This is a genomic window from Desulfomarina sp., from assembly GCF_054039375.1.
Window position 1 is genome coordinate 1 of record NZ_JBPLBA010000010.1, and the last position, 18,684, is coordinate 18,684.

Below are 18,684 nucleotides of genomic sequence, written 5' to 3' on the forward strand. Positions count from 1 at the left end.
CGGTCTCTTTTGTCCGCATAGGTAGGCTATAGCGAACAAAAGAGCCTGCAAAAATCTGCGGCACCTGTGAGCAATTACAGTTCAGATGTAATAAAATCATATAATTGCTACCCCTGTGAGTAGTTACATAAAAGGACATACTGATGACAATTGATGTTGGAATAGTCGGTGCCTCCGGATACACGGGCACAGAGCTGACCCGAATTCTGTGCAACCATCCTGAAGCCAGATTAACAGTAGCCACATCCCGCAAATATGCGGGCAGGAAACTCGCAGATATTTTCCCAAACCTGAGAAACAGAACAGAACTGGTTTTCGAAAACCTCACTCCTGACCAGCTCACCTCCAGAGCCGATTTTTTCTTCACGGCTGTACCTCATAAAACAGCAATGGATATTGCACCTGGACTGCTTGACGCCGGGAAAAAAATAGTGGATCTTTCTGCTGACTATCGTATTCGCGATGTTGCAACCTATGAAAAATGGTACCAGCCCCACTCATCACCGGATCTGCTGGAAGAAGCGGTTTACGGCCTTCCCGAACTTTACAGGGACAGGATATCCACGAGCAGGCTCACGGCTAATCCCGGCTGCTATCCAACGTCAATTATCCTTGCTCTCGCGCCACTGCTGAAAGCGGGGGCAATCGAGGTAAATTCGATTATTGCCGACTCAAAATCCGGAACAACCGGTGCCGGACGCGCGCCACAGACAGCCACTCTTTTCTGCGAAGTCCATGACGGTTTTAAACCATACAAGGTCGGCAGGGCCCACAGACATACACCGGAAATTGAACAGGAACTCAAAGCTGTTGCCGGCAAAGATGTCACAATAACCTTTACACCCCACCTGCTCCCGATTTCCCGCGGGATTCTGAGTACGATCTATGCTACTCTCTCCTCGAATTTTGATCACAACACACTTACGGATCTCTACCGCCTGGAGTACGATTCAGAGCCGTTTATCAGAATTCTGGGAGAAGACAACTATCCTGCGACACAGTTTGTCAGAGGTTCCAATTTCTGTGATATTTCCTGCAAAATTGACCAGGCGACAGGCAGAGTAATCGTGATGAGCTGTATCGACAATATCGTCAAAGGCGCAGCGGGGCAGGCCGTACAGAACATGAATCTCATGTGTGGTTTCGACGAGACCTGCGGATTGGAAAATATTCCTCTTTTTCCGTGACTGTAAACATCCAGTTATTAACCCTGTGAGCTGCCGCATCCATGAAGTCCCGAAATATAAAACTTGTTATTGGCTACGATGGAACCGGATTCAGTGGCTGGCAGAGACAAAAAGAGGTGGGGAAAACCATCCAGGGCACAATTGAAACCTGTCTGAACAGAATGACCTGCAGCGAAATCACCCTCCATGGGGCCGGGAGAACAGACGCAGGAGTTCATGCGGAAGGGATGGTGGCCCATTTCCGTACGACGGCATCAATAACCCCTGCAGAATTTCTCCAGGCACTCAACGCCATGCTTCCTGGAGCAATTCGAATTTTTCAGGCAGACGAAGTGGACCAGAATTTTCACTCTCGTTTCAGCGCCATAAAAAAAACATATCGCTATTCCATTTTTACCGGATCCATCCAGCCTCCCAATATCCGCCTCTACTCACTGCATATCAAAACAGATCTTAAACTCGATAAAATCACCCAGGCCCTTTCGTACCTGGAGGGAACACACGATTTCTCTTCATTTGAAAACAGCGGCACACGTGACAAACATGCCACTTCCGGCCGAGGCGCAGTCAGAACACTGTATCGCGCTTCTGTTCACCAGGAAAAAGACCTGATGCTGCTGGAATTTACCGGTGACGGTTTCCTTCGAAACATGGTCAGAAACATTGTTGGTACTGCGCTGGATTGCGGCAGAAACCGCCTGACACCTGAGCAGTTCAAAAAAATACTCGGTGAAAAAGACAGGAGTTGTGCCGGTCCGACAGCACCGGCCCATGGCCTGAGCCTGATTAAAGTTTTTTACTGAGCAGACCTGACCAGTGGCAAGAGCCTGCTGCTTTAATGACGCACTTCAGAAGATAAATTTCCCGGACACCAGGGAAGTGTACCTGGAAAGTAACTACTCACAGGGGTAGCAATTATATGATTTTATTACCTCTGAACTGTAATTGCTCGCAGGTGCCACAGATTTTTGCAGACTCTTTTGTTCGCTATAGCCTACCTATGCGGACACAGGAGACCGTGAAAAGCTGGGGTACCTGTGAGTAATTACCCTGGAAATTTTATTTTTTCATTGAGGAATGTCTGGCAAGAAGTGACTGCAGTTTCCAGGGTGAGGAGAGACATACCCTGGATTCATTACAGATTGTCATCACATCGCAAAACGAAAGAAACTCGGCATGGGCATCGGTCAACTCCAGATCACGCCGCTGGATGATTTTCAACTGCCTCTTCATATCAAGATCTGCAACTTTCAAACTCTTTAACCAACCGTTCTCAACCTCCCGGCAGATGGAAAGTGCAGACAGACAGGTTATTCCTGCTCCGGATTCAACAGCCCGTTTTACCGCCTCCGGATGGCCCATTTCCATGACAATGTTGACATTATCCATGTATTTGCCAAATTTTTTTCGAATGGTTTCATCCGTACCCGACCCTCTTTCCCGCATAATCCATTTCTTCCCTTTCATATCAGTTTTCATATTAAAAACTTCATTATGGGCAAGAGGATCCGTTGGCCCGCAGAGAATAATCAACTCATCCTCAAACCATGGGCGTGACAATATTTCTTCTTTTCTTGAAAGAGGGCCTTCAACAAAACCAAGATCCATTTTTTTGTCATAAACCAGCTTTTCCGCATAACTTGTCTGGTAAACCAGCATATTGACATGAACTTTCGGGTGGACCCTTTTGAATCCTCCAATGAGGTAGGGAAGAATATAATTTCCCAGTGTAGTACTTGCCACAACCTCAATATGTCCCTCAAGTGTATCATTTCTTTCGGACATGATGGATTCAATATTCCCAACCTGACAGGTAATATCCTTGGCAAGTGGAAGCAGGTAACGTCCTCGGGCATTCAGCAGCAGACTTCTACCATGTCTATCAAAAAGAGACCCACCAAGTTGATTCTCAAGCTCAGCAAGTGCCATGCTCACCGCTGACTGAGTTACAAACAACTTCTTACTGGCTTTTGTTACCTGTGCAGTCTCTGCGACAGCAATAAATATTTCTAATTGTCTCAACGTGATAGACATAACCTGACAGAATGACCTTTCAGTAAAATTGATACTATATATCTTGATAATTTACATATTCGCTTGTTAATATAGCATTTTTGAATTCTTTCTCAAGTCTTTTCAATATTCATTTAAAATGAATTCACCACTTTTAACGACCTTATGCATTTTATTCACTCAAGTCACTATAAAGCATAAAATACACAGCAATAACAAATATAAACACCATTATTGCAATTTAAACTTGTGCGAATTGTGCCTACATGTCGTTATATTTTTTTGTTGACATAATATTCACCATTATTTATGCTGGCGATCAACAATAATTATATACGAAAATGCTTATTATTCCCTATCTTCCTGTTTTTAAAAATAATGGTGATGCAAAAAAATGACTTGATCAACAGATGATTTTCATTTAGATAATGGCATTGATCACATGGTATCCGTTTCCAATTTAATTGTAAAAGGAACTGCAATGGAACAGCAATTTACTGCATTTCTATACCAGGAAAACGTTATATGGGTAGCAGCATTCACATTGGGTGGTCTGGCATTTGCTCTTGGCCCGATTGCCATTGTCTACCTGCTTATGCCCAACGGTACCAGACAGATCCGCAACAATGCTCTCCAAGCTATTGAATGCGGTATGGATCCAATTGGTGATCCATGGATACGTTACGGTGTAGTTTTTTATCTCTATGCACTTATTTTCCTCGCCTTCGATGTAGATGTTCTTTTCCTTTTTCCGGTAGCTATCGCATATAATGATGCTCTGTTTGCATCTTCAATTCGTGACTTTATAGAAATAATTATTTTTGTCGGTATTCTGTCATTGGCAATTGTTTATGCCTGGAAAAAGGGAGTCTTTAAGTGGGAACGCAAAACGTACCTTCGTCAATAGTTCAATTTGCTCTAGCTGACAAACTCATTAATATCGGGAGGGCCAATTCTCTCTGGCCTCTGACGTTTGGAATTGCCTGTTGTGCCATTGAGATGATGGCAACCGGGTGCGCTCGCTTTGATATGTCCAGGTTTGGTGCTGAGGTATTTCGACCTTCTCCCCGGCAAAGCGATGTAATGATTGTCGCCGGAACTATCACCAAAAAGATGATGCCGGGTATAAAAACGCTCTATGACCAGATGCCGGAACCCAAATGGGTTATGGCCCTCGGCAACTGCGCCATATCCGGGGGACCATTTGCCTTTGAGGGACAATATTCCATCGTCCTCGGCGCCGATGAATTTCTTCCAGTGGATGTATATGTTCCGGGATGCCCACCAAGACCTGAAGCTCTCCTCCAGGGAATTATTGAACTGGAACACCTGGTTTCTGACTGGAAAAGGTGGAAAAATCCCGAAGCTGCCTGAACTTTAAACACCTTTTCTCCCCGAATTTACTTATTTGTTTTCCGGAGTTCTCTAATATGATTCTTGAAAAAACAAAAATTGCTTTTCAAAAACTGTTCCCGGTCCCGGAATCTGAAGAAGTTGTAATAGCGGAAGAAACAAAAGAAAGCAAAATTCCCCCTCCACGGGAAAATGGTATTGTGGAACGTGACTACGCTGTTCACGGTTATCATCTGGATATTCAGGTCTCTGTCGGTCAACTTACAGACGCTGTTACAATAGTGGATGAACTTGATTTTTTTCTAGAAACCATAACGGGAGTTGACTGGATCAAGGAGAACCAGCTTGAACTTATTTACGACTTCAGCCGTTATGATTTCGACACCTGCCGTGTTGTCATCCGAACCAGAGTTGACCGCGACAATCCTGAAGTTCCAACAATCACTCCCATATATGCCGGAGCAAACTGGCATGAAAGGGAAACACATGATTTTTTTGGTATTCAATTTAAGGGGCATCCACATTTAATCCCGCTGCTCCTCCCTGAAGATGCAGATTTCCATCCACTCTTAAAGGATTTCAAGGCATGAGTTCGCAACCAATTCAGCTACAGCCGGACGAGACTTTTGTTCTCAACGTAGGGCCTCAGCATCCTGCAACCCATGGTGTCCTGAGGGTCAAAATGGAAATGAACGGCGAGTATATCGTCAATGCGGAAACTGTTATCGGTTATATCCACCGCATGCATGAAAAAATGGGTGAAACGAAAACCTATCCCCAGTTTCTCATGAACCTCAGCAGAATGGATTACCTGGGGGCACTGGGCTATTCCCACGGCCATGTACTTGTTGTTGAAAAGGCTGCTGGAATTGAAGTTCCCGAACGTGCGGAATATATCCGGGCGATCATGGTTGAACTGAATCGAATTGCTTCGCATCTTTTCTGGTTTGGCGCCTTTGTCATGGATCTTGGAGGGTTCAGTCCTCTTATGTATGCTCTTCAGGACAGAGAGTATATCCTTGATATGCTGGAAGCTGTAACCGGGTCGCGCCTCACTTACTGCTATTTCAGGTTTGGTGGTCTATATAATGATATCGACGATGATTTTATTGCTGCCGCCAGAAAATTTATTCCTCGCATGCGTAAATCTTTAAAGAAATACGAAAAACTTGTCACAGGAAACATAATTTTTCGTAAACGACTCGAAGGTAACGCTTATCTTTCCAAAGAAATATGCCGCAAGTACGGCGCATCCAGTGCGGTGGCCAGGGGCTCGGGAATTGACTTTGATGTGCGGAAAAATGAACCCTATTCCGTATATCCTGAATTCGATTTTGATATCCCTGTTTACCATGAGTGTGATTCACTCGCCCGCTACATGGTTCGAATGGATGAAATAGAACAATCACTGCGGATCATTGAACAGGGTCTCGACAAACTCCCCGACGGCCCCATTATGCCAAAGAAAAAGCCGAAAATAATCAAACCTCCTGCGGGCGATTACTATCAGGCGGTGGAGACGGCCAGAGGCAGCTTCGGAGTACGACTTGTTAGTGATGGCACCAAAACTCCCTACAGGCTGAAACTCAGATCTCCAACCTACTCCAACATGCATCTTTTTGATGAGTCTTGTAAAGGGTTGATGATTATGGATGCTCTTGCGTTCATGGGAAGTCTTGATCTGGTCATCCCCGAGATTGACAGGTAAAAAGGAAGAATCTATGAGCTTAACACTTCTTAATGTAATCGTTGCCGTAGTGATAGCCATTGGTTTTGCAGCACTCAACGCCGCTTACCTGGTCTGGGCTGAAAGACGAGGGGCCGCTCGAATCCAGAGACGCCCGGGTCCAAATATCAATGGTCCTTTTGGACTTCTGCAGCCTCCGCTTGACGGGATCAAACTGATGGCCAAGCAGCTTACAATACCAGGAGGAGTTGACAAAGTACTTTTCATTGCGGCTCCTGTCCTCGCCATGTTTCCTGCGATTATGAGTTTTGTCACCATTCCGTTTTCCGACTCCATAGTGGCTCGAAATATGAATGTCGGGATTCTTATGGTTTTTGCCTTTGCTTCGACTGGGGGAATGTCTCTGCTCTTTGCCGGATGGAGTTCCAGGAACAAGTATTCCATGATGTCTTCCGTTCGTGCCGTATCCCAGGCTGTAGCTTATGAAATCCCAATGTTGATCACAACCATCACCGTGGTCATGATCGCAGGGTCCATGGACCTCACTGAAATCGTCCGTCAGCAGAGTGCATCAATTCTCCACTGGAATATCTTTCCCCTGTTCGGCAATTCACATAACATACTCATGCCCCTTTCTTTCCTGATTTTCTTTACCTGCACCCTTGCTGAAACCAATCGTGCACCGTTCGATCTTGGAGAAGCGGAAAGTGAACTTGTGGCCGGTTTCCACACAGAATACGGCTCCATGGGTTTTGGCCTTTTCTTCATGGGGGAATATGCCAATATCGTTATCGGCTCCTGTATGACGACCATTCTTTTCCTTGGCGGCTGGAGCTGCCCTTTCGGCCTTTTCCCCGGCGTATGGTGGTTTCTGTTGAAACTCTACCTGCTGATTGCAACGTTTATCTGGATCCGCTGGACATTTCCACGGACAACAATATACGGTCTTCTCAATCTTTCCTGGAAAATTCTCATTCCCCTTTCCCTTGTAAACCTGCTCGTTACTGCGGGACTGATAAAGGTATTTTGAATATGGTTGCCTATTTTTCTGAAATATACAACGGTCTCGTCAGCCTTTTCATCGGCATGGGCATTACGTTCAAGGAATTTTTCAAACCCACGGTCACAGTTGAATACCCTTACGAAACGCTGACCATGACCGAAAGATTTCGTGGACACATCGAACTGATTGCCAATGAAGAGGGCAAAGCCAACTGCATTGTTTGTGGCATGTGCCAGAGGGCCTGTCCATCCGGGTGCATCAGCCTGAGCGGCAAAAAACCTGAAGGAGAAAAGAAAAAAATACTAACCAGCTATGTGCTTGATTTCACGAGATGTTCACTTTGCGGATCCTGCGTTGAATCGTGCAATTTCAATGCCATTGAGTATTCCAAGGAATACAATCTAGCTTCCACCAGAAGAGAAGATTTTATTTTTGATCTTCTTCAACGACTTGAGGAAAGAAACAAATGAGTCCTTCGATTCCATTATCAACCTCACCTGCTCTGTTCAGTGTAGATGGACTTGCTGGAGTTATTTTTCTGATCAACCTGGTCATCACTCTCATTGGTGCAATGATAGCCTGCAACTCTGAAAGACTGGTCCGGGCGATTGGAGGATTAATAGTCTGCTTCATAGGTGTAGCGGGTATTTATTATTATCTTAATTCACCTTTTGTCGCCATGATGCAGGTTCTTATTTACGTGGGAGCTGTCGCTGTCACAATCTCTTTTGCAATAATGCTTGCTGCTCCTGAAGAAAAAAAGAAAACCGGAAGAGGAGGTCCCCTTATAGGCCCTCTCGGATTTGGGACAGCCGCCCTTGTTGCAGGAGGATTTTCAGTTCTTGCACTGAAAACCAAGTGGACTTCCATGGAAAAAATAAACGACGGTTCGATTAAAACCATCGGCATTAAACTGTTGACCGATTACTCCATGGCCTTTGAGCTTGTTTCCATTGTTCTTCTCATTGCCATTATAGGCGCCCTGGTTATAGCCCGGGTCAGGAGGGAAAACTGATGCCAGTCCTTACACTCTATAACAGTATAGATACTTTTCTCATTATCGGAGCCTGCCTTTTTGCAATGGGCGTATACGGCATTGTTACCAGAAAAACATTTATAGGCATGCTGATAGCAGCTGAACTCCTGCTGGCAGGTGCATCCGTAAATTTTATGGCTTTCAACAGGTTTACAGCTCCTGATCCCGTTACCGGCCAAGTGTTCACATTGTTCATAATGGCCATCGCGGCAGCTGAAGCAGCAATTGGACTCAGTATTATTATAGCTATTTATCACCACTTTAAATCAATCGATGCCGAAGACACCGTACAACTAAAAGGTTAGCCATGGAGCCGTCAGGAATGGATTATAAACTACTCATAGCTCTGCTTATCCCTCTTATTGCCACGTTGGGCGTTATGTTCAAAGGCGATAACGAAAATATCCGGGAGGGGATTTCTTCCGTTGCTTCCATCCTCCTGCTCCTCATTGTCGCATCGATGATCCCGGCAGTGCTCAAAGGAAAAACCCTTTTTTTCCTGATATTTACCATCCTCCCCGGAGTAACTGTCGCGCTCAGGGCGGATGCCATGTCAATGATTTTTGCCATTGTTGCCTCCTCCCTGTGGACTATTGCTGTCTTTTATTCAATGGGATATATGAGAGGGTTGAAGGAACATGCCCAGACCCGATTCAACGCCTGCTTTGCCCTTGCGATCTTCGGGGCCATCGGTGTCGCTTTTTCCGATAATCTCTTCACCATGTACCTCTTTTATGAAATCGTCTCCATCTGCACCTACCCGCTGGTTGCGCACCACCAGGATGAAGAAGGGTACCACGGTGCCAGAAAATACATCATCTACCTGACAACTACGGCAAAGGCCTTTCTTCTGCCTGCCATGATTCTCATTTATGTACTCACAGGTACACTGGATTTTGCGCCGGACATCTCCACGGGGATCTTTCCGGCTGATATAAACAAAACTCTGGTGATAATGCTATATATTTTCTGTATCTTCGGTTTTGCAAAAAACGGTATCATGCCTTTCCATCACTGGCTTCCCGGGGCAATGGTCGCTCCCACTCCGGTTTCCGCCCTGCTCCATGCGGTTGCGGTGGTCAAAGTTGGTGTCTTCTGCACCACCAGAGTCATGCTGTATGTCTTTGGTACACAGACAATGCATGCGCTCAACCTGGGGATTCCAACAGCCTATTTTGTCAGTTTCACTATTCTGGCCGCTTCTATTATCGCCCTGTCCAAAGATAATCTCAAAGCCCGGCTGGCTTATTCCACTGTCAGCCAGCTCTCCTATATCATTTTAGGCGTTGCCCTGCTGACAGATACCGGAATACAGGGAGGTTTGATCCATATAGTCAACCATGCCTTTTCAAAAATCACCCTCTTTTTCTGTGCCGGCGCAATATATGTTGCCAGCCATAAAAAATATATTTCAGAAATGGAAGGGCTCGGAAAAACAATGCCGTTTACTTTTGCCGCATTCGGTATTGCGTCTCTGAGTATGATCGGCGCACCTCCGGTGGCTGGTTTTATTACAAAATGGAACCTGCTCATCGGTTCAATAGAGGCTCACCAGATGGGTATCCTCCTGATACTTATTGCCAGTACCATGCTTAATGCCGCGTATTTTGCCCCGGTCACTTACAAGGCTTTTTTCGGCAAAAGACCAGCAGACGAGCCCTTTACCGGCATAAAGGAAGCACCACTCTCCATGCTGATCCCAATTCTTATTGCCTGTACAATATCCGTATTAATAGGCATTTTCCCTGATTTCATGTTGCAATTTGTCAAGGCGGTGACAGGATGATTATTCAGATTATTGATTATCTCAAGGCCCGTCCCGGAGCAGTAAAACTCTGTTCCTGGATAGGTTTGGCAACTATTATCGTCTGGTCTGTTTCCGGAGTCGATACCCACCATGCCCATACGTGGATGGAAAAGCATATCCCCGGATTCTGGGCTCTGTTTGGAGTTTTTTCCTGCGTGATACTGGTCTATTTTTCACGATGGTTTGGAAAAAGCGGCATTATGACCCGGGAGGATTACTATGATAATTAGTTTTTTTCACCCGGCACTGATCATGATTATCGGTGCACTTCTCCTGCCCTTTATCAAAGGACCGTTCAGGAAACCTTTCCTTTTCCTCGTACCCCTGCTGACCTTTCTTAATGTAATCTACCTCAGCTGGCATCCCGGCACGTACGGTGTTGTCACTTTTATGGGAAAATGGACTCTGATCTTCGGCCGGGTTGACAACCTTTCCATTGTCTTTGGATTCATAATGGCCCTCATGGCGGTTATCGGCACAATATACGGCCTGCACGTTAAAGATTACTTGCAACACATGGCCGCCTGGTTCTATGTTGCAGGCTCCCTTGGAGTCATATACTGTGGGGATTATCTCGTCCTTTTTCTTTTCTGGGAGATGATGGCTTTTGCCTCGACATTCCTTATCTGGTTCAACAGTGATAAGGGTGCCATCGCCGCAGGATACCGATACCTGCTCGTGCACACCTTTGGTGGTGTTGTTCTTCTGCTCGGTTTTGTTCTCAGATATCAGGCCACCCAGGATCTTTCCTTCGTCCTGCTGAGTGAAGAAAACACACAACTGTATACCTGGCTTATCATGGCCGGGCTCATGCTCAATGCTGCTGTTCCCCCGCTCCACTCGTGGCTGCCGGATGCCTACAGCAAAGCTTCCATCACCGGCGCAGTATTCATGTGTGCCTTTACAACAAAAACAGCGATCTACACTCTTGCCCGGGCTTTCGCCGGCTTTGATATCCTTATAGTTTTAGGTGTCGTCATGGCCATTTACGGTATTGTCTATGCCATCATGGAAAACGATATCCGCAGACTTCTCGGCTGGGAAATTGTCAGTCAGGTCGGGTATATGGTGACGGGGGTAGGTATCGGTACAGCCCTGGCCATTAACGGAGCATGTGCCCATGCATTTGCCCATATCCTTTATAAAGGACTTCTTTTCATGGGAGCCGGAGCCGTCATCCATGCAACAGGCAAATCAACGTTTACTCAATTGGGTGGTTTGTATCGCAGGATGCCTCTTACCCTCATTTTCATGGTCATTGGTGGTATATCAGTTTCTGCGTTTCCCTTTTTCTCAGGTTTTGTTACAAAATCCATGATCATTGCAGCAGGTTTTGAATCACATCTCTTCGTTGCCGCCTTTCTTTTGAGCATGGTTTCAGTCGGCACTTTTCTTGTCGCCGGCCTTCGCCTTCCCTACCTGATTTTCTTTGGTGAGAAAAAAAGTGACGATGCAACATTTGACAAAGCACAGGATCCCCCATGGAATATGCAGCTTGCCATGATTATTGCCGCTCTGCTCTGCTTTGTCATTGGCTCGTACACACCTTTCCTTTACAACATGCTGCCCTACAAAGATGTTGTTTTTCATCCATACGGTGGATATCACTTAAGTGAAACATTGCAGATTCTTGCTTTTACAGCCCTGGCTTTCTTCTTCCTGAAAGACAAAATCGGCCCCAGAGCCACCATCAGCCTTGATCTTGACTGGTTTTACAGAAAGGGTGGTCAGGTTTTTCTCTGGCTTGCCAAAAATCCCATCCAATGGCTCGACACCCTCTGGGGCAATGTCTACAGGGTTATTGGTCTTTATTCACTGATGACAACAGCCCGATTCTGGTCCTGGTTTGACTGGCATGCCATTGATGGCTTAGTGGACGGCAGTGCCAGGTGCGTGCGGGCAATAGGGCGGCGAATCAGCATTGTTCTACAGCGTGGACAAATACAGTATACTCTCTATTTTTCATTCACGTTTGCCGCAATTCTACTGTTTTCTTATGTCTGTTTATAACACTTTGAACTCAAGGATCACTCGTAATGGATCAATTACTGCTTAATTCCGGCTTCCCTATCCTGAGTGTACTCATTTTCCTGCCACTTGCAGGAGCCTTTGCGCTTCTTTTTGTCAAAAATGAAGCGATGTGCAGAATTCTCTCCCTGGCAGTCACCGGGACCGTTGCAATCATATCACTGGGACTTCTTTTCGGTTTTGATAAAACTTCCGCCAAATTCCAATTTGGAGAGCATTATAGCTGGATCAGCTCTCTGAATATCAATTACACGATCGGTGTTGATGGTATTTCAATACTGCTCATTCTGATGACCACTTTTATCATGCCCTTCTGTGTTCTTGCTTCTTGGTCTTATATAAAAACACGGGTTCAGCCATTCATGATTTGCCTGCTTATCATGGAAACGGCAATGATCGGGGTCTTCGCTGCATTGGATTTTGTTCTCTTTTATGTCCTCTGGGAAACCATGCTTATACCCATGTATATGCTTATAGCCATTTGGGGCGGACCCAGAAAAATATACGCCTCAATCAAGTTTTTTCTCTATACCCTTGCGGGATCAATACTTCTTCTGGTCGGTATAATCTGGCTCTACCTTGCAAATGATTACAGTTTTTATATTCCCGACATGATGTGGCAGAATTACTCTCTCACATCTCAAGTTTATCTCTTTCTTGCCTTTTTTCTCGCGTTTGCCATTAAGGTTCCAATGTTTCCTTTTCATACATGGTTGCCTGCAGCCCATGTTGAAGCACCAACAGCCGGTTCCGTTATCCTTGCCTCCATTCTATTGAAAATGGGGACATATGGTTTTCTCCGTTTTGCCCTGCCCATTACCCCCGATGCAACAATGATTCTCATGCCTTATGTGCTCTGGCTTTCCATTGCAGGTATCATCTACGGTGGCTTCACAGCTCTTGCTCAGAGTGATATGAAAAAGCTCATTGCCTATTCATCCGTAGGGCATATGGGGTTTGTTACTCTGGGTATTTTTGTGCTGAATATAGACGGCATTGAAGGTGCCATTCTGCAGATGGTTAATCACGGTATCACTACTGGAGCACTCTTTCTATGTGTTGGCATGATTTACGAGCGAACCCACAGCCGCGAACTGCGATCGGCTACTGGTGTAGGAAAATTTATGCCGATTTATGTCACATTTCTTGCTTTTTTCTCCCTCTCTTCCTTTGGCTTTCCAGGGACAAACAGTTTTGTCGGAGAATTTATGATTCTGGCAGGGGCTTTCCAGTTCAGCACAGGCAGCGGCCAGTTCCCATACCTCGCTCTTGCTGCAATTCCCGGAGCAGTACTTGCTGCAGCCTATATGTTAAGAATGCTACAGAAAATTATCTGGGGTGGCACAGACAATCCGGATCAATCCTGGATCAGTGATCTGAATATTCGTGAAATTGTAACACTTACCCCCTTTCTCTTTTTTGTTTTCTGGATTGGGCTTGGGCCACAACCGTTCATTGATCTGATGCATACTTCGGTAATGCAGCTGCTCAGCCAACTGCAGGCTCATCAGGCTCAGGCTGTTGCTTTAACCGATTTAATTCTTCATTGACGGTAGTTACACACATAGCTTTTCGAGGTCTCTTTTGCCTATACAGTTAGGCTGCAGAAGAACCTGTAAAAATCTGAGACAGATGAGCAATGACAGTTCAGAGGTAATAAAAACACAGGGTTACCCTGTGAGAAGTTATCATTGATATTTTATTAAAGACCTTCATAAAGGTAACACAATGCTATTTTTCCCCGAATTAACGCTGTTAGGAGCTGGCCTGATTCTTTTTGTTTTCAGTCTGGGAAAACCTGAAAGAAACAGCACCAGAAAGGTGGCACTTATCTTATCTGCTGTTACTCTAGCCGGATCACTCATCTCCCTTGGAGCTGATGGTTCTCTTTTTTATAACTCATACAGAGTCAATTTTTTCTCCCAACTGTTCAAAACCCTGATTGCTCTGGCAACTTTTATTGTACTTGCTTTCAGTGATAAAGGTGCAGGTATCAAGAAAAATATTCTTCCTGAATATTATCTTTTTCTGTTCATGTCAGTGCTGGGACTCATGATGCTGGTTTCCAGTGTTGAGCTCATTTCGATTTTTATTTCTCTTGAGCTGTCCTCTTTTGCAGTGTATCTGATGGTACCCATGAGGCGATCCGGTAAAAACATGGGAAGGCAGTCCGAGGCCGGAATCAAATACCTGCTTTACGGGGTGATGGCTACTGGTTTTATGCTCTACGGAATGAGTTATATTTATGGTTTGACAGGATCCACCCACCTCACTGAAATTCTAGACAGAATTTCCCATATGTATAATTCACCTGCGGCCGTGGTTGCGGTACTCCTGGTACTCACTGGATTTTTTTACAAACTTGGTCTTTTTCCACTCCATTTCTGGGTTCCTGATGTATATGAGGGCGCTTCAAATGAAACCACCGCATTTATTGCTGCCGTACCGAAACTTGCAGCTGTCGCACTCCTTATCCGCTTTGTTTCCCTGGTTACCCCGGATGGTGAAGTGATCACCAGAGCCCTGATGGTATGCGCCATCCTGTCAATGTTTTATGGAAACCTTTCCGCCCTTGTACAAACTGATATTAAGCGACTTCTTGGATTTTCCGGTATTTCCCACGCCGGGTTTATCGTGCTCGGTCTGCTGACTTTTCAGGTAAGCGGATTTGCAACGGCTTTCTATTATATTATCGGTTATGCTTTCATGAACCTGGCCTGCTTTCTGGTAATCTGTACCGTCGCAGGTAATGGACAAAACGTTGCCATTGATGACCTTACCGGACTGCATAAACGAGCACCTCTTCTCGCCCTGACCCTGACGGTAGGACTTTTTGCTCTGGCCGGAATTCCACCTTTTGTCGGCTTTACCGGAAAATTCATGCTGCTTGTCGGTGCACTTAACAAGGGACACCTGGTGCTTGTTATCCTGGCGGCTTTTAATACGGCCATTGCAATATATTATTACCTTTCAATTGTCAGGGTCACCTTCTGTACTGATGATGAACAGAGAGAAACTATTGTCCCGGGTCGTTTTCATTCCATTCTCTGCATTGCACTTATTCTGATCATTGCTATCATGGGAATAATACCTGGTAAATTTATTGCCCTGACAACCAGTGCAGTACAAGCGATTATCTAACCTGAATTTCTAATGAACATCGTAACCTGTAATAAAATAAATAACCTGTCTGCCATGGAGATAAAAGACACTTTCTCCAGCTGAAGTTTTCCATATTGATCATCCGGATCAATCCACGCCCTGAAGCTCATTCTTCAGGGCTTTTCTATTTTCGTGTGGAGCTCCGATCATGAATTTCTGGCTTATCACCATTCTTCTTATCCTCCTTTCCTCCCACATTATTGAAACCGTAGCTTCCTATCTTAATATCAAAGGGATCTCCAATGATATCCCAGATGAGTTCAAAGATATTTACAACAAAACAGACTACCAGCATTCACAGGATTATCTCCGCATTACAACAAAATTTTCAATTCTACAAAGCAGTTTTAATCTCCTGCTGATCTGCATCTTCTTCCTTTACGGAGGCTTCAATCTACTTGATACATGGGCTAGAAATTTTCATTTTGGCCCTGTCATAACAGGGGTCATTTACATTGGTACACTCTTATTTGGTTTCTTTTTTTTTAATATTCCTTTTTCCATATACTCAACGTTTTCCATCGAAGAAAGATTTGGTTTTAACCGTTCAACTCCTGTAACCTTCATTGCTGATACCATAAAAACAATCCTCCTGACTAGTGCAATAGGAATCCCCTTATTGTCTCTAATTCTCCTTTTTCTCATTCAGGCCTCCACTTTTTCCTGGCTCTACTGCTGGGTCGGAGTTTTTCTCTTTTCCGTTGTCCTGCAGTTCCTGGCACCGGTACTGATTTTACCTCTTTTCAACACCTTCACCCCTCTTGCAGAAGGTGAATTGAGAGATGCCATTGATCACTATTCACGGAAAGAAAAATTTCAACTCCAGGGGATTTTTACAATGGATGGCTCCAGACGATCCACTAAGCTGAATGCGTTTTTCACGGGATTTGGCAAATTCAGAAAAATTGTTCTTTTCGATACGCTGATTGAAAAATTAACGGTTGGTGAAATCGTTGCTGTCCTTGCCCATGAAATGGGCCATTTAAAACTGAATCATATAAAAAAAATGATAGTGCTTTCTGGAATACAGATCGGCATCATGTTTTTTATTCTTTCTTTCTTCCTGAAAAATCATGAATTGATCAGATCCCTGGGTATTGCTGAATATTCCATTTACACATCAATAGTCTTTTTCAGTTTCATCTATTCTCCAGTGAATATGTTTTTATCAATTATCCTCAACTGGATTTCACGCAGACATGAATTTGAAGCCGACGAATACAGTGTCAAAACAACCGGATGTGCGGATGCACTTGTTGGTGGTCTGAAAACCCTTTCAAAAAACAACCTCAGCAATCTCTCACCCCACCCTTTTTTTGTAATACTCAATTATACCCATCCTCCGATATTAAAGCGTATAGACAGGATCAGGCAGATTTCATGATAATCAAGGCATTGACATGAATCCATGGCGCTCTCAAGATATTTTCACAATAAAATACATTTTAAATCCTGTACCCAGGGAAATAAAAAATGTGATTATGCTTTCATCTCAATGTATTCCAAGATATCCTGCAAAATCAGTCATTCACTTTTTGATTCGCAGTAGATTTTCCTATTATCATTAGGCTGCAGGTGGAAACTTCACCAACCTGCATGCTCCGCTGGTTCGACCACCAGTTTCATTAACAATGGCCTGAAGCATGTCTTTCTTCAGGCCACTTAACCTCAAATTTCGCACCTCCGGCAGGTTCAGATTCAATAATATTCGTCAATACAATCAGGTAGAGATCATTTAAGGAACAGAAAATATTCATCTTGACACTACCAATAGTTAGATGTTTATCTGTTTGAAATCATCTTTCAAGGTAATTACTTACAGCCTCCCTGATGTTCTCGTTCTCTTTTGCCTGTATGAATAACAAAGAGGTTGTAAAAATCTGTGACACACGGGGAGCACAATATTAAAAAAATTATAAAAACACTAAGTTACGGTGTACGTTCTCAATCACCACTCAACAATTCTGTTACAGGCATGACTTCATACCTGAATTCCATATTGACTTCAGGCATAGATTTATTGATTTTTAGGAACTAACTGGTATTATTTTTCAGTTACTGTTATTTTTTCAAATAAAAAAAAATCGCCATCTTGACAGACAGAAGACAGCAACTGATTAATTGCAGTTCTGCTCTCCTCTCTTTCATTTGACAAATGGCTTCTACATCGTTTCATACCTTAAATATTTGCCATCAGGAGAAAAATATGGAAAACAACGAATTTCGTAAACCATTAATTCAGTCGGCGGTCATCATAGGTGCTATTGTCGTTCTTATAGCTATGCTGTCACCTTCTTCCGGTTCCGCAACAGGTGGAGGGGGTGCCATATCAGTCTTCTCCGGTATCGGTAATACAATCCTTTTTGTCTTGGGGCTTTCATTTGCCCTTGCTTTTTCTATTTTCATTCTTGTTGCTATTTTCCTGGGGGCGGTTGCTCTCAATTCACCAGAATCAGCAATACAGATGTACAGTGACTTAAAAAAAAACTTTTCTCAAAACCTGCTGATATATAAGGACAGGTTTTCATGCTGCTCCAGTTCTTCTAATATCAGCATTTCAGAGGAGGAATATAACACAATGATTCAAGAGATATCTCAGCTTCGTGAAAACAATATTCAATTTGAAGAAAAAATTGCATCACTTGAAAATGATCTCCGATCTCTGAATCAGGATTTTTCATCATTAAGCTCAGAAAACTCCACTATTAAATTAAAATTTGAAGAACTGGAACAAGCGGTTCAATCTCTCAACTCACTTGAAAGAGAGAGGGAATCAGCTATTGCCACCTTGACAGAAAAAATTGAGACTCGTACCGACAATGGTCTTAAAGAACAATTAGTAGAACTATCTCAATTCCAGAAAGAGGTTAAGAAAGAAATTTCATCTTTTTCTGAACGTCTTGACGCTCTTGAAAACAGTCTAAAACAATCCCCTACTGCTGGAATATTCTCTTATATAGCAAGCAGAGAGGATCAGAGCCAGTTTGCAAAAGCAGTAGAAGAGGCTGTTTCTCAAGACATGACCTATTCCCAGATTGACGATTTCCTGACTGAGAAGCTGAATCCTGAACTTGATCAAATCATAAAAGAACACCCTGCATTAACAAAGACTTATATACGCAATAAAAAAAGAAAATAGACTTGTATCTTTTTTATTTTTCTCATTTCTTTCATTTTCTCCTTGACGGCTGTTGCGCAATAAAGTAGTTTGCCGCGGTCTTTTGGAGATGCCGGGGTGTTTTCTGGTGATTCATTTGGTTGAAACAAAAGATGAAATGACAGAACAAAGAGATTGACAGTTTAGTTTATCTGCATTAAATTGTTTGCCTCACCGCGGAACTTGTACCGCGCGATTCGTTTTTATAAAGCGGGTTGAGAGATGGTCCTTGAAAACTAAATAACAACATA

18 protein-coding genes are annotated in these 18,684 nt (G+C 44.0%); 17 read left to right on the forward strand and 1 reads right to left on the reverse strand.

The window, feature by feature from the left end; all coding sequences use genetic code 11:
- The first annotated feature begins 143 nt into the window (after nt 1–143).
- Both argC and truA read left to right on the forward strand, forming a co-directional pair.
- Nucleotides 144–1,187, forward strand: a complete 1,044-nt coding sequence (gene argC, locus ACXLDX_RS00495; protein WP_457575225.1) for an N-acetyl-gamma-glutamyl-phosphate reductase — start codon at nt 144–146, stop codon at nt 1,185–1,187.
- Nucleotides 1,188–1,228: 41 nt separating this feature from the next.
- Entirely contained in the window at nt 1,229–1,990 is a 762-nt protein-coding gene (gene truA / locus ACXLDX_RS00500) for a tRNA pseudouridine(38-40) synthase TruA (protein ID WP_457575226.1), read from the forward strand.
- 256 nt (nt 1,991–2,246) lie between these two features.
- Here truA and ACXLDX_RS00505 read toward each other — a convergent pair whose 3' ends face one another.
- Entirely contained in the window at nt 2,247–3,221 is a 975-nt protein-coding gene (locus ACXLDX_RS00505; protein ID WP_457575227.1) for a LysR substrate-binding domain-containing protein, read from the reverse strand.
- Between the two features lie 460 nt (nt 3,222–3,681).
- On the opposite strand from ACXLDX_RS00505, the gene ACXLDX_RS00510 reads away from it, so the two are divergent.
- The 15 genes from ACXLDX_RS00510 to ACXLDX_RS00580 all read left to right on the forward strand — a co-directional run bounded on the left by ACXLDX_RS00510 (nt 3,682) and on the right by ACXLDX_RS00580 (nt 18,415).
- The gene (locus ACXLDX_RS00510; RefSeq protein WP_457575228.1) at nt 3,682–4,107 is read left to right on the forward strand and encodes an NADH-quinone oxidoreductase subunit A; all 426 of its coding nucleotides are present in this window, start codon (nt 3,682–3,684) and stop codon (nt 4,105–4,107) included.
- Nucleotides 4,077–4,574 carry an NADH-quinone oxidoreductase subunit B gene (locus ACXLDX_RS00515; RefSeq protein ID WP_457575229.1) on the forward strand — a complete coding sequence of 166 codons (498 nt, stop codon included), beginning with the start codon at nt 4,077–4,079 and terminating at the stop codon, nt 4,572–4,574. The genes ACXLDX_RS00510 and ACXLDX_RS00515 overlap by 31 nt, the downstream gene beginning before the upstream one ends.
- A gap of 56 nt (nt 4,575–4,630) precedes the next feature.
- Nucleotides 4,631–5,143, forward strand: coding sequence for an NADH-quinone oxidoreductase subunit C (locus tag ACXLDX_RS00520; RefSeq protein ID WP_457575230.1), 513 nt, complete (start codon nt 4,631–4,633; stop codon nt 5,141–5,143).
- A complete protein-coding gene (locus ACXLDX_RS00525; RefSeq protein ID WP_457575231.1) occupies nt 5,140–6,261 on the forward strand; it encodes an NADH-quinone oxidoreductase subunit D in 1,122 nt (373 codons plus the stop codon). The genes ACXLDX_RS00520 and ACXLDX_RS00525 overlap by 4 nt, the downstream gene beginning before the upstream one ends.
- A gap of 13 nt (nt 6,262–6,274) precedes the next feature.
- Nucleotides 6,275–7,270, forward strand: a complete 996-nt coding sequence (gene nuoH / locus ACXLDX_RS00530; RefSeq protein ID WP_457575232.1) for an NADH-quinone oxidoreductase subunit NuoH — start codon at nt 6,275–6,277, stop codon at nt 7,268–7,270.
- 2 nt (nt 7,271–7,272) lie between these two features.
- Nucleotides 7,273–7,713, forward strand: a complete 441-nt coding sequence (locus tag ACXLDX_RS00535; protein WP_457575233.1) for a 4Fe-4S dicluster domain-containing protein — start codon at nt 7,273–7,275, stop codon at nt 7,711–7,713.
- Nucleotides 7,710–8,258, forward strand: a complete 549-nt coding sequence (locus ACXLDX_RS00540) for an NADH-quinone oxidoreductase subunit J family protein (protein ID WP_457575234.1) — start codon at nt 7,710–7,712, stop codon at nt 8,256–8,258. Before ACXLDX_RS00535 ends, ACXLDX_RS00540 begins: the two co-directional genes overlap by 4 nt.
- Nucleotides 8,258–8,584 carry an NADH-quinone oxidoreductase subunit NuoK gene (gene nuoK / locus ACXLDX_RS00545; protein ID WP_457575235.1) on the forward strand — a complete coding sequence of 109 codons (327 nt, stop codon included), beginning with the start codon at nt 8,258–8,260 and terminating at the stop codon, nt 8,582–8,584. Before ACXLDX_RS00540 ends, nuoK begins: the two co-directional genes overlap by 1 nt.
- Before the next feature lie 17 nt (nt 8,585–8,601).
- Complete coding sequence (locus ACXLDX_RS00550; protein ID WP_457575236.1) at nt 8,602–10,065, forward strand: monovalent cation/H+ antiporter subunit D family protein; 1,464 nt, start codon at nt 8,602–8,604, stop codon at nt 10,063–10,065.
- Nucleotides 10,062–10,316, forward strand: coding sequence for a hypothetical protein (locus ACXLDX_RS00555; protein WP_457575237.1), 255 nt, complete (start codon nt 10,062–10,064; stop codon nt 10,314–10,316). The genes ACXLDX_RS00550 and ACXLDX_RS00555 overlap by 4 nt, the downstream gene beginning before the upstream one ends.
- Nucleotides 10,306–12,096, forward strand: a complete 1,791-nt coding sequence (locus tag ACXLDX_RS00560; protein WP_457575238.1) for a Na(+)/H(+) antiporter subunit D — start codon at nt 10,306–10,308, stop codon at nt 12,094–12,096. The genes ACXLDX_RS00555 and ACXLDX_RS00560 overlap by 11 nt, the downstream gene beginning before the upstream one ends.
- Before the next feature lie 26 nt (nt 12,097–12,122).
- Nucleotides 12,123–13,664, forward strand: a complete 1,542-nt coding sequence (locus ACXLDX_RS00565) for a complex I subunit 4 family protein (RefSeq protein ID WP_457575239.1) — start codon at nt 12,123–12,125, stop codon at nt 13,662–13,664.
- A gap of 178 nt (nt 13,665–13,842) precedes the next feature.
- Complete coding sequence (locus ACXLDX_RS00570) at nt 13,843–15,255, forward strand: NADH-quinone oxidoreductase subunit N (RefSeq protein ID WP_457575240.1); 1,413 nt, start codon at nt 13,843–13,845, stop codon at nt 15,253–15,255.
- A 169-nt stretch (nt 15,256–15,424) separates the two neighbouring features.
- Nucleotides 15,425–16,660, forward strand: a complete 1,236-nt coding sequence (locus ACXLDX_RS00575) for a M48 family metallopeptidase (protein WP_457575241.1) — start codon at nt 15,425–15,427, stop codon at nt 16,658–16,660.
- Between the two features lie 822 nt (nt 16,661–17,482).
- Complete coding sequence (locus ACXLDX_RS00580; RefSeq protein ID WP_457575242.1) at nt 17,483–18,415, forward strand: hypothetical protein; 933 nt, start codon at nt 17,483–17,485, stop codon at nt 18,413–18,415.
- Nucleotides 18,416–18,684 lie beyond the last annotated feature (269 nt).